Here is a 13,017-nt window from a genome sequence, read left to right on the forward strand (position 1 = left end):
CCGGCCTTCTGACGCATGCGCGAATGGGTGTTGCCGGTGGTGGCGTCTGCACCCTGAAGCCAGAACGGCACGGGGTATGTGAGGGAAACCTCATGCATGCTCACGGTTTCGGTGTCGCTCACGCGAGGCCGAGGCTTTGCAGGCGTGTCGGGTTGCTGGATTTGTGCTTCGGCGAAAATGTCTGGCGGCGTGGTATCCAGCACGGCGGGACGGATCGCATCCTGCGGAATGGTAAAAGTTGCCCCGCGCTTTTCGAGAAAATCTATGCAGCGCCAGAACCACATGTATTTTTTGCTGTATGGCTGTTTGTATTCGGAAGATGTTTTGAATTTCGTCTGCAAATATCTTGCAAGATAGCTACCGCGATTGTCCTTTTTTGAATAATCTACACCCTTCTCGAGGAGGAAGAGGACGAGTTTGTAATTTTCTTGAATAGTAGCGCTCATTGCATATGTCCTGCCAAACCAGTCAATATAATACATGTCGCCGCCAGCTTTTAGCAATGTGGCAAACGCTGGTATGCAAACAGGGCAAAGGGCTTCTTCCATTGGTGGAGATTTGTATTTTCCCACTCTCAGATTGGGGTCGCCTTTTCCAATATCTATGGCCATCGCTAGGTATTCAATGCCAATATTTGGAGTTTCGCGTACGACAAAGTGCATGAGCGACTTGTCAAATGCCGGATCTTCTCGACGCCATATCTTGTTCGGGTCCGCGCCTAGTTCGAGCAAACGGCGGAAGCCGTCCTTGTTGGGGTGCAGGACCACCCATGCGGGCACGGTAACAGCATACTCCCCCGTGGCGTTGGGGTCCGCCCCGGCGGCAACCAGTTTGTCCATGGTTGCGATGTCTCCCTTTTCGGCAGCCTTGGCCAGGGCTTGTGCCTGTGGGTTGCCGGGAAACATGTCGCTGACCGTCATGTACAACATCGGCTTGGGCCTGCTTGGCTTTCCGGCGGCGCTGCACGCGGTAAGCGGGAGGATGATCAGAAGCGCAGCCAACAACATTTTGTACACGTCCACTCCTAGTTCTTTATTGCTGGACCAAAGGCATTGAGCATGCCGTCCAGGGTATGCCAGCTTCCGCCGTCCACAAGGATTCTCTGGCCAGCCGCCGTTGGAACTACAAGGCTGAACAGGTCCTGAATGTTGGAGAGGACATCTGCCGTGCTGATGTATGCTTTTGTTACATCTTTCAGGACTTCTTTTGCTTTGGATATCTTGCCAGAATCATCTCCGACAATCGCGGCAATGGTGTTGTCATGCAATCCCGCGGCGTTGAAGGTGTACGCTTCCTTCACGAACCCCTTGGCTGCCAGTGCCGAGGCTAGCCCCCCGCCAAGAGAATGCCCGGTGGCCGCAAATGTGGCACCTGTGTCGGCCGCAACCGTGCTCAATGTCTGCGCGAGCAAGGCCACCCCTTGGTACTGGTCACCAACCTTGCCGAAGGCCTGCGCTATGCTGGACTGCCAGTCCACTTTTGACGTCAGGTCCGTTCCGCGAAAAGCGACAACGTATTTCTTGTCAGCTTTGTTGTAAAATACTGTTGCTTCAAAGCCATTGCTCTCATCTTTAAGCATTTCATTTTTTATTCCGATAGCATCCAGTTGATCCGCAGACATCTTCTCATACCCGTTCACATTCTCGCACTGTCCCTCCCCGTAGGCGCACTTGCTCAGTGTGCCGTACAGACGCCCCTTTGCCTTCTGTTCTTCTGTCAGGGGCTTGGCAGTCATTGCATCGGCCAAGGTCGCCACAATCGCGCCCATGGCGGCCATTGTGGGGTCCTCGCCCGTAATGGCGGCGGCAGCAGCCCCGGTAGCGCCAGCAAGCACGATCTCAATGGTCTTGTCCAACTCCGCAGCACTGATCAGCCCAGCGGCATAACTGCTGAACGCCGTTCCCAAGGCATCCGTGAAGGCGGTTTCAAGCGCCTGACCTTTCACAATGGTGCCGACGGATGCCTTAACGGCAGCCACGGTCAAAACCCTTTTGACAAGGGTGTAGTCCTGAAGCATAGGCTTCATGTACTCCAACGTTCCGGCCAGCACCATGCTGGCCAGCAGGGAGCGCGCGCCGTCCTCGGAGACGATGGACTTCAGGGTATCCTTGATGTCACCGCCAGCTGCCGTATTGGCAAGGCCGGTGGCGACCTGGGAGCTCAGGGATACGAAACCGGCGGTCAGGGCCGTACACATGGCCAGCGTTGTTGTCGTGGCGACTTTTCCTGTTGCGACTACAAAGATTGTCTTTGCGGTCTCACCAGTGCCGTAGGCCAGCCCCATCATACTCATGCTCAACTGCGACGCCGCGCCATACGTCGCCACCGAGGCGGCAATGGCGATGACCAGCATGGCCGCCGGGCCAAGGCCGCCGTCCTTGTGGTCCCACGTGTCGTACACGGCCTGCACGGCGCGCCAGTCCACGTCGTCGCGTTCCAGCAGCCCGGCCATCCATTCCAGGCCGGGGGTTTTCGCAAGCTGGCGCACGTCGGCGCGGGCATCGCCGGTATGGTGGTATTCCACCGTCACGCCGTTTCCGGCGGTGATGGATATGTTTTCGCCCGATTCGATCAGGGTGTGCAGCACGGTTTCCGCGCTGGTGCCCTGGTCGCGCGACGACCAGGTAAGCCAACCCATGTCCGAGGAAACGTGCCGCTCGTAGCTGAGTTCCTTGTCCGTCAGCAGGGCCACGCTGCCCTGTTCCGCCTTGATGTCCACCCCGCCTTCCGCCCGCAGGTGGGACGCCCTGACCGTCACGTCGCCAGTGCGGGATTCCACCAGCACGTCGCCCTTGGCGTCCAGTTCGCTGCGCACCACGTCGATCTTGCGGGTTTCATCCAGCGCCATCTTTGAAGTGAAGGTGCCTTTCTTCTGTTCGTCGTCCTGCGCGTAATGCTGGTCCGTTGCGGAGGTGACCAGTACGTCGTCGGCGGCAGAGACCGCCAAGTTGCCGCCGGACGTGAGTTGCGAGCCGGAAATGGTAGCCGCGCCCTTGCCCGACGTGCCCGCCTCTATGGTCATGTCGCCGCCGGATTCCAGTTGCGAGGCCACATTGGTGGTGTCCTGCCGCACGGTGGTGTGCGACTTCTTTCCGCCGAACAGCCCGCCGCTCTTGCCGCTGCTGTGGTCGTAATAATCCACGGTGTCGGAGGCGGCAGTGACGGAAACACCGCCCCCGGCCTTCACACTCAGGTCATCCCCGGCCTTCATCTTGCTGCCATGCACGGTAACGCTGCCGCCCGCGTCCACGGTCAGGCTGCCGCCCGCCGTCACGCTGGCCCCGTGGTTGGTGGTCACGTCCGTGTGCGACTTGGAACCCTTGCCGGTGGTCTTGGCGTGGGTTTCCAGCGCCTGCGTGGACACGATGACCGAGTTCCCCCCCGCAAGCTTTGCATCGCCCCCGGCGGCCATGTCGGAGCCGAACACGCCGATGTTCTTTCCGGCCACCACGGTCAGGTCGCCGTCGGCGGTGATGGCCCCCTGCTTGCCGATGTGGGTGGCGGTGACGGTGGGTGAGGTGAAGGTGACGGTGTCCGACGCGGAGATCACGTCGTTGACGGCGGTAAGCGACACCGTGCCGCCATGCACCGTGCCGCCCGCGTTCAGGATGGAATCCGTGGCGGCCAGGGTCACGTCCTGGCCGGATATGGTGCCGCGCGTGTTGAAAATGGTGTCGGCGGTGATGGTCAGGCCGTTGTCGGCCACCAGCACCCCGGCGTTCTGCACGTCGCCGGTGGCGGTGACGGTCACGTCCTTGCCTGCGATCACCGCGCCGCCCGCCGCGATGCGGTCAAGGCTGGAACTGCCCAGGTACACCACGGGCACCAGCACGTCCTCGCCGTTGACCTGCCGTGTTTCCATCCACACGATGTCGCGGTCCAGCGCGGCAATCTGCTCGGCGGTAAGGGCGATGCCGATGCTCAGGTTCAGGTCTTCCCGGACGGCGAGGGCGTTGTCCATCAGCGCGCGCACCTGGTCGGTGTCGCTGGTGACGGAGGAACTGAGGAACCGGCGGCCCGTCAGGTCCAGCACCTGCTCGCGGATCAGGCGGTTTTCGTACCACGCATCGCCCAGCCGCTTGCGGGCCAGGTCCGTGGCGTCCAGCCCTATCTGCCCCATCAGGTAGTCGGAGCCGAGGAAGGCATTCAGGTCGGTGAAGGCGGGGTTGGTCTCGATCTGGTACGGATGCGTCGGGTCCAGGTTGGTCACGAAGGTGCCGCGCGCGGGCAACGCGTCGATGATGGACGTGATGTCGTCAACAGTGCGCGGCAGGGTGGAAGGGTCCGGATCCTTGAAGATGCCGTTACGCTCGACGATGCCGTTGGTGGCGTGCGCCACGTTGATGGACACTGCGCCGCCCGCGTCCAGCGTGCCGTAGGCGTGGTCGAAGGCGGTCAGCACCAGTTCGGTGCCGGAGCCCTGGTTCACGTACCGGGGCGAGGAGTGGTTGTTGAACTTGGCCCTGCCCCACAGCACCGACGAGCGTTCGTAGATGTCGCGCCCCACGTTCTCGAAGGTGTCTGCCGTGATGGTGATGTCGCCCGTGGCAGAGGAAATGACGCTGACGTTGTTGGTCACATCGCCGCCATCAATGGTGATGTCGCCGTGCGCCATGACGCGCCCCCCGGCGTCCTTGCCGGTGACCGTGTCGCGCGTTGTGGTGGCCGCAAAGATGACCCCGTTGGTGCTGGCCGGGGCCTGCTTTACGAAAAAGGCGTAGCCCTGGCTGGCGATGCCTGCCACTTCGTCAACTTCCGCAATCTGCCCCGGCGTCAGGTAGTCGGGGTCGGCAGCAAGCTTGGCGCGCGTGGCGGCCACTGCGGCCAGAAGCTCGCCGCGCGAGAACACGTTGCGCGAGGGATCCAACCCCACAGAGGCCACCATGGCGGCCTGAGATGCATAAAGATATCCGGCGTTCTTGATCTTGTTGTCCGGGGCCTTGCCGGTGATGAATTCGAAGTAGCTCCAGCAGTTGTCGTTGTCGTTGCCGTGCTGCCACCACATCCCTTCCTGATAGGAGAGGTATTGCGCCCCCTCGACCAGTTGGAACTGGGTGTTGTCGTTGCGGAATGTGTCGGCCCGGAAGGTCAGGCTTCCGTCCAGCGATTCGATGTAGGCGGATTCGTTCAGCAGGGCGACCATGCGGGAACCGGCAGCGGCACCTTCGAACGTCATGTCGCCTTTGGCCAGAATGGACCCGGCGTTGCGCAGCGTGTCCGAAACGCGGAACAACCCGGTACCTGCGGAATGAAAGGTGCCAGAGTTGGCCACGCTGGCTGCGGCCACGGCCATGTCGCCATTGGACAGGACTGTGCCGTCATTGGTCACCGCGCCGGAAACCAGAAGCTGCGCCGTCTTTCCGGCGTGCAGGGTGCCGGTGTTGGTCAGGCCTGCCGCCTCGATGGTCAGGTTGTCGTTGGCCAGGATGGAGCCGTCATTGTTCACCGTGCCGGTGGACCGTATCTGGCCGGTGCCCGTGGCGTGGATGGTACCGGTGTTGTCCACGCTGCCCGAAGTCATGACCAGCCCCTCGCCGGTCTGGATGGAACCATCGTTCTGCACCGCGCCGGAAACCAGAAGCTGCGCGGATTTGCCGGACTGGAGAGTGCCCGCGTTGGACAGCTCGTCCGTGGAAACGTCCATGCGGCTGTCGGCGGCAACACGGTTGCGGTTGTCCAGCTTGCCGCCGGAGATGGTAACGGTGTCGGCCCGGACCAGCGCGGCATCGGCAGCGTCTGCCTTGGCCACGATCACCGTGTCGTGGGCGGACAGGCTGGCGGCGTTGGTGGCGGCCACCGTGCCGGAAACGGCCACCGAGTCGCCACGGGAGGTCACGGACAACGTGTTGCCGGACGATGCCGTGCCCTTGATTTCTATCCTGCCGTCGGCTGTCAGGGTCAGGTTGTCGGTGGCTTGCGTGATGCCCTGCATGTTCACGCCGACACCCTGTTCGGTGCCCACCAGATTGATGCGCCCGGCGTACATGCCGCCCAGCGCCGTGGAATCTATGAGCACGGCGGGCTTGGGGTCGGCGTCGGGCACTGCGGGGGTAACCGTGCCGGTTGCGGGGTCATAGGTTCCCTTCCCGGCGATGATGTCCAGCCTGTTTGCCTGTATCTCGGCATTGATGCGCGCCGTCCGGCTGACGATCTCGAATGCGTCGAGGTTCTTCGCGTTGATGCCCGCGCCGTCGACAAGCACATCCCCGCCCGAAACGTCGAGTTGCACGCTTCCGCCGGATACCGTGGGAACGCCGGTGGTCACGGTGGCTTTCGGCGTGCCGATGAACCCGCCGCCGTTGATGGTGATGCCGTTGGGGTTGGCGAAGATGTACTGCCCGCCGCCGAAGATCTCGGTGTACCCTTCGATCAGCGACCGGTTGGAACTGGTGACCTCGTTCAGGATCAGGCTGGCCTTGCGCCCGTCGGTGAAGTTGGGGTTGTTGGCAAGCACCCCGCCCAGCTGGCTGACGCCGGGCTGGTTGCTGTTGTTGATGATGACGCCTTTGGGTTCCACGTTGAAATCGTGGAACATGTTGTGCGAAACGCCACCGCCGTTGGGCCGTACGATGTTGACCACGGGCACGCCGTTTTTCGCGGCATCCATGCCGGGCCGGTTGGCGGACGGGGCATCGGGAGCGGGGCGGATGCCCTCGGCCATGGCGGGCGGGCAGACCAACAGGACAACAAGAACGGAACAGAGCAGCTTGCGGAAGCGTTCGTACATGAAAGGCCCTCCCCAGGGCTTTCGGAGGTGCGGCAAGGCGTCGGCGCTGGTTCCTAGAACGTGATCATCAGCGATGCGTAGACATCCAGGTCGTCCCGCTCGACATGGTCGGGGGCCTCCAGCGGCTTGGACACTGCCAGTTCCGCATGCATGTCGCCCCCCAGCAGACGCGCGCCAACCACGGCGCCCTGTACGGTGCCGCGTTCGTATTCCTCGCGCGAATCGCGCCGGATGAACCCGGCGTCGTACCCGACATAGAGCTGGGCGTTGGTGAAACGGGCGGCCAGCAGGGAGCCCTGCATGTCCAGCGGCAGGGTGATGCCCAGTTCGTTGCGGGCGTACCCGCCACTGTCGCCATCAAGGCTGTCTTCGTGAAAGCCGCGTACCGTGTACCGGCTGCCGATGCTGGCGCGTTCGGCGCTGTACAGGGTGTCCGGCGACCATTGCCCCCACACGCGGGTGCTCCAGCTGAATTGCTGGTCCAGCAGTTGGAATGGCCGGTAGAAACTGGCCGTGGCCGTGTACTTCTCGAATTCTGCCTTGGGCACGGTCAGCGGGTCGTCATCCGGGTCCGAGTGCGCGCCAAACATCGGCACACCGCGCCGGAATTCGCCGCTCAGCGTGGCCACGCCGCCCAAGGCACGGTGGGTGTGCGTGGCGGATGCCGAGAACGCCGAAAGCACCTGGCTGCTCGCTTTCAGCTTTACCCCGGCAAGGTAGTTGGAAGTATCCCGGACAAGGACTCCGGCGCCGAGAGAGGTTTTGCTGTCGGCGTCGCGGTGGATCACGCGGTCCACCGTCAACGTCGAGGTGGTCGTGTCACCGGCGCTGGAAAAGTCCATGGATGAGCCGTCAAGCATGTTCCGGTACGAAAACCGGCTGAGGCTGCCGGTTACCGTCCAGTACCCCACGCCAAAGGAATAGAAGGCGGAAAGGCTCTGGCTGTCCTGGTGCTCGCCCGCGGCCATGGAGTCGTAGTCCGCGTTCATGTTCAACGAGAGCAGGTCGTTGCAGTGCAGCAGGTTGTCCTTCTCGAAACCGAGCAGGTATTGCAATTCGCCCGTGGATTTCTGGCCGGAATTGTCCAGCCCCGCGCTGGCGCGCCACGTCTTGCCGGGCGTGTTGGCAATGCGTACCCGGCTCATGCCCGCCGTGGTGCCGGGCACAAGTTCCATGGTCGCATCGTTGGAGGGCAGGCGGTTGAGTTGGTCCAGCCCCTGTTCCAGGTCGCGGATATTCAGCGCGTTGCCGACAATGCCGGGAAAGGCCAAGCGTAACTTCTGCCCGGCAAAGGGCACATCGTCCGAGAAATCTATGCCCTCGACCTTTCCTTCGATGACCAGAATGGTCAGTTCACCGCCGGACATGTCCTGCTGGGGCACCGCCGCGCGGGTGGTGACGTACCCCCTGTCGACGTAGGCGTTGGTGATGTCGCGGACCAGGTTGTTGATGTCCGCCAGGGTAAGGCAGCGCCCCAGGTACGGGGCCGTGAGAGAGCGCTGCTCGTGCTCGGAGAGAAGGGTTGCCCCTTCAAGGCGGATACGGACGACATCAAAGCAGCGTTCTCCCGCTTCCCCTTCCGGGGCAGAGGGCGGCGCGACGGGCTGCTCGACAGGTGGGGTTTCCAGGCTTTCGCGGTGGCGCCGTTCCAGTTCCTGCCTGCGCTGCTCCTCGCGCTGTTGCAGTATCTGTTGCTGGCGGATTGCCTCGTTGGGCGAGGCGGCCCGGCAGGGAGATGCGGCCACCAGAAGGCAAAGGAACAACATTGGCGCGCACAGTACTGCGCGCCCAAACGAGTGAGGTGTCATCGTCTTCCCTGGGCCGGGGGGCGCACCAGTTTCCCCCAGGTGCGTTCCGGCGTAACCTATTGGTTCATGTGATCATGGATATGTAAGCACATACTTTTGTGTTTTGAAAAATGTCAAGACGTATCTATATTTGTTTTCATGTCTTGTATAAGACTTGTGCGGCGTTATAGATTTCAAGTGGTGATAAAGCTCGTTTTTGATTGCCATATGAAATGGATTGCGCAGTGATAGGGTAAGGATACAGAGGCAGAATGATGGACGAAGCACGGGGGGGTGCCCATAACGTTGTCCAGAAAACGCAACACGGGGCATGCGTCCCCATGGCACATGCCCCGTGCATTCGTGATGCTGTGGCGGTGCGTGTGCGCCGCCGTTCTGCTTTCCGCCCGCTCTTTCCTCCGGTTACCCCACGTTGGCAGGGGGCAACGAGGACAGCGAGGACAACGACGCCAGCGGCGCGCCGTAGTACGCCTTCAGGTACAGTTCGCGGATCTCCGCGATAAGCGGGTAGCGCGGGTTGCCGCCGGTGCACTGGTCGTCAAAGGCCTGTTCGGCCAGCAGGTCCACCCGGTCCAGAAAGTCCGCCTCGGCAATGCCCGCCTCGCGCAGCGAGCCGGGAACGTTCAGGTCGGCCTTCAGCGTTTCTATGGCCTGCACCAGCCGGGCCACCTTGCTGTCGCGGTCGTCGCCGCAGCCTTCGGTCAGCCCCAGCATGTCGGCGATGCGCGCGTAGCGCCCCTTGACGAAGGGGTAGCGGTACTGCGGCATCAGCCCCTGCTTGGTGGGGGTGTCGGTGGCGTTGTACTCGATGACGTGCGAAAGCAGCAGCGCGTTGGCAAGGCCGTGCGGCATGTGGAACGTGGCCCCCAGCTTGTGCGCCATGGAATGGCACACGCCAAGGAAGGCGTTGGCGAAGGCCATGCCCGCAATGGTGCCCGCGTAATGCATCTTTTCGCGGGCCATCACGTCGCGCGCGCCTTCGGTGTATGCCCGGCGCAGGTACTTGAAGACCAGCCGGACGGCCTCCAGCGCATTGCCGTCGCTGAAGTTGTTGGCATAGGTGGAGGTGAAGGCCTCCACCGCGTGGGTCAGGGCGTCCAGGCCGGAATGTGCGGTGAGCGTCTTCGGCATGTCCATGACGAATTCCGGGTCCACGATGGCCATGTCCGGCGTCAGTGCATAGTCGGCGATGGGGTACTTCATGCCCGTGGCGTCGTCGGTGATGACGGCAAAGGGCGTCACCTCAGACCCGGTGCCGGACGTGGTGGGCACCGCCACCATCACGGCCTTCCTGCCCAGCGCGGGGAAGGTGTAGACCCGCTTGCGGATGTCCATGAAGCGCAGGGATATTTCCTCGAACTTCAGGTCCGGCTGCTCGTACATCAGCCACATGATCTTGGCCGCGTCCATGGGCGAGCCGCCGCCGAGCGCGATGAACATGTCCGGCTGGAAGGCGCGGATGGAATCGAGCGCGGCGTAGGTGCCGGTAAGGTCCGGGTCTGGCTTCACGTCGCTGAACACCCGGTACTGGATGCCCAGCTTTTCCAGCACGGCGGTCACCTTGCCCACGTGGCCCAGGGCTTCCATGGTGCGGTCGGTGACGATGAAGGCGCGCTTTCTGTCGCGCATGTCTTCCAGCGCCAGGCGCAGTGCCCCCATCTTGAAGTAGATTTTCGGGGGCACCCGGAACCACAGCATGTTCTCGCGCCGTTCGGCCACGGTCTTCACGTTCATGAGATGCTTCACCCCGATGTTTTCGCTGACGGAATTGCCGCCCCACGAGCCGCAGCCCAGCGTCAGCGAGGGCGCCAGCTCGAAGTTGTACACGTCGCCGATGGCTCCCTGCGACGAGGGCATGTTGATGAGCGTGCGCCCGGTGGTCAGCACGTTCTGGAAGTGGACGATGCGCTCGCGGTTGGCCTCGTCGGTGTACAGCACCGATGTGTGCCCGGCCCCGCCCAGTTCCACCAGACGCTGGGCCATGTCCACGGCGGTGGAAAAGTCGGGCGCGCGGTAGAAGCCCAGCACTGGCGAAAGCTTCTCGTGCGCGAACGGGTCCAGCGGGTCGATGGCGTCGCGTTCCGCGATGAGGATCTTGGTGGTCGGCGGCACGGTGATGCCCGCCATGGCCGCGATTTCCGCCGCCGATCGGCCCACGATGGCCGCGTTGAGCCTGCCGTCGGTGAACACCACGCCCGCAAGGGCCTCCGCTTCCTGCGGCGAGGAAAAGTGGCAGCCGCGCGCCGCGAATTCGGCCTTCACCGCATCCGCCGCCGCGTCTTCCACGATCACCGCCTGCTCAGAGGCGCAGATCATTCCGTTGTCGAAGGTTTTCGACAGTATGATGGAGTTCACCGCCATCTTCACGTTGGCGGTGGCGTCCACCACCACCGGGGTGTTGCCCGCGCCCACGCCGATGGCGGGCTTGCCCGAGCTGTAGGCGGCATGCACCATGCCCGGCCCGCCGGTGGCCAGGATGAGCGACACCCCCCGGTGTTGCATGAGCTGGCGGGTGGTGTCGGGCGTGGGCGCTTCCACCCAGCCGATGACCCCGCGCGGCGCGCCTGCGGCCACGGCGGCCTCATGCACGATGCGCGCGGCCTCTACCGTGCATTTCGCGGCGCGCGGGTGCGGCGCGAAGATGATGCCGTTGCGCGTCTTCAGCGCCAGCAGCGCCTTGAAGATGGTGGTGGAGGTGGGGTTGGTGGTGGGGATGATGCCCGCAATGACCCCGATGGGCGCAGCCACCTCGCGGTAGCCGTAGGCCGGGTCGTCGCGGATGACCCCGCAGGTCTTGTCGTCCTTGTATTTGTTGTAGATGTATTCCGAGGCGAAATGGTTCTTGATCACCTTGTCTTCCAGGATGCCCATGCCCGTTTCCTGCACGGCCATGCGGGCAAGGTGGATGCGCTGCGCGGTGGCGGCTGCAGCGGCGGCGTGGAAGATGGCGTCCACCTGCTGCTGGGTGAAGGTGGCGAAGGCGCGCTGCGCCTCGTTCACGCGGGTGACGATGTCGTCTACGCAGACGTTGCTTGGGGAAATGTTGTTTGGGGAGATGTCGTTCAGGGAGGTGGCGTCCGGCGTGGTGGCCGGTTTCGCGCCCTGTGCGTTGGGCTTCTTGCTCATGGGGGACTCCTTGCCGACGGGAAGGCGGTGCCTGCCCGGCGGACGGGTTCCGGCGTCCGTTGCGCCGCTTGCGGGTTGCCCGTGGCCGCCGCCGTGTCGGGATGGGCGGAGGCTGCGTCTATATTTGTGCATGCAACCATTCATGGGCGAGGGCGTCAAGACCGGCATGGTCCGGAATGGGAGCGTGCCGGTCGTTGCAGGCTTGCCGGATGGGTATGGCGTGACTTTTTTGTGAATTGTAGTCGTGTGGAGGGCCTTTATACTAATATATGTGGAAATGCAGGATGATGCGACGTGGCCGGTGTTGGTCGTGCTATCTGCTCAGAACGTGTACAGTCCTTGCCTCTCGACGGACGGCGGCGGATTGGGCATGGTGACGAGGCGTGGATTCACGTTTTCGGCAATAGGCGATCCGGGCGCGAGCGCCCACCTGCGGGATGTCCGCGCGTTCGGGCGACGACAGCCCCTCAAATGCGGCAACGAAACAGCCAGGGAGGCCACATGGGCGACCATCGGACAGCGCAGCCGGATGTCACGGCGGTTCCGGGCGCGGTGGTGCAGTGCCTCCATCCGGACGGCAGTCCGGCAGAGGTGCTGTTGGAAGGACGGGTGGAACTGCCCACCCCGGCGGGCGTGCTGGTGCCCCAGTACGCGCCGGAAGACCCCCGCAGGCAGCGGGTGCAGCCGGTGGAACTGCACCCCGGTGGCGGGCTGAAGGCGGTGTCGTTGCAGGAAAGGGCGGTGATCGAAACGCCCGTGGGGTCCATGGTGGCGGAGCGGGTCACCTTTCACCCCGGCGGCCAGTTGCGCCGGGTGTTTCCACTGGATGGCAAGATTTCCGCCTACTGGAGCGTGGAGCACGAAACGGCCCTTGCCGGGCCGCAGCGCATGGCAACGCCCATCGGCCTTGTCAGCGCGCGGATCATCTCCGCGCACTTCTTTCCGTCCGGTGCGTTGCGCAGTGTCACCCTGTGGCCCGGCGAGCGGTTGACCATCGTCACACCGCAGGGTCCGGCCAGCGTAAGCGTGGGGTTTTCGTTCCACGAGTCGGGCGCGCTGCGTTCGTTCGAGCCGGACGCCCCCTTCGAGGCCAAGACCCCCGTGGGTACCGTGCTGGCCTTTGATAGCGATCCCGAGGGCGGCATGGCTGCGGACCTGAACTCGCTGCAATTCGACGAGGCAGGCAACGTGATCGCCCTGACCACCGCCACCGACAAGGTGGTGGTGACCTGCAAGGCCGTGGCGGGTGCGGGGCCGGGTGGACGTTGCCCGGAGGGGCATCGTTCGGGCGGGGCTGGTGCTGACGGGACCGGCGAGGACGCGTGGCCCGCCTGCTGCCCGGACTGCGCCCGCTGG

The 13,017-nt window shown here is 63.3% G+C and carries 5 protein-coding genes; 1 reads left to right on the forward strand and 4 read right to left on the reverse strand.

Annotated elements, in window-relative coordinates; translation table 11 throughout:
• The 4 genes from FVW27_RS18000 to adhE form a co-directional block, all read right to left on the reverse strand.
• Positions 1-1,016 (reverse strand): ankyrin repeat domain-containing protein (locus FVW27_RS18000; RefSeq protein ID WP_167127853.1); only part of this gene is annotated, 1,016 nt, incomplete at its 3' end.
• Positions 1,017-1,024: 8 nt separating this feature from the next.
• Positions 1,025-6,727 carry a two-partner secretion domain-containing protein gene (locus FVW27_RS18005; RefSeq protein WP_167127856.1) on the reverse strand — a complete coding sequence of 1,901 codons (5,703 nt, stop codon included), beginning with the start codon at positions 6,725-6,727 and terminating at the stop codon, positions 1,025-1,027.
• A 53-nt stretch (positions 6,728-6,780) separates the two neighbouring features.
• Positions 6,781-8,493 (reverse strand): ShlB/FhaC/HecB family hemolysin secretion/activation protein, encoded by a 1,713-nt coding sequence (locus FVW27_RS18010; RefSeq protein WP_167127859.1) that lies wholly within the window; start codon positions 8,491-8,493, stop codon positions 6,781-6,783.
• A 444-nt stretch (positions 8,494-8,937) separates the two neighbouring features.
• Entirely contained in the window at positions 8,938-11,661 is a 2,724-nt protein-coding gene (gene adhE / locus FVW27_RS18015) for a bifunctional acetaldehyde-CoA/alcohol dehydrogenase (RefSeq protein WP_208294874.1), read from the reverse strand.
• A gap of 501 nt (positions 11,662-12,162) precedes the next feature.
• Here adhE and FVW27_RS18020 point away from each other — a divergent pair.
• A partial coding sequence (locus FVW27_RS18020; protein WP_167127862.1) for a hypothetical protein occupies positions 12,163-13,017 on the forward strand: 855 nt, incomplete at its 3' end.

It is taken from the genome of Nitratidesulfovibrio liaohensis (genome assembly GCF_011682075.1).
Taxonomy (GTDB): Bacteria; Desulfobacterota; Desulfovibrionia; order Desulfovibrionales; family Desulfovibrionaceae; genus Cupidesulfovibrio; species Cupidesulfovibrio liaohensis.

Bases quoted from the DNA above. Each gene is read 5' to 3' on its own strand.
- FVW27_RS18005 (WP_167127856.1), bottom strand. From the start codon at position 6,727: ATGTACGAACGCTTCCGCAAGCTGCTCTGTTCCGTTCTTGTTGTCCTG.
- FVW27_RS18010 (WP_167127859.1), bottom strand. From the start codon at position 8,493: ATGTTGTTCCTTTGCCTTCTGGTGGCCGCATCTCCCTGCCGGGCCGCC.
- adhE (WP_208294874.1), bottom strand. From the start codon at position 11,661: ATGAGCAAGAAGCCCAACGCACAGGGCGCGAAACCGGCCACCACGCCG.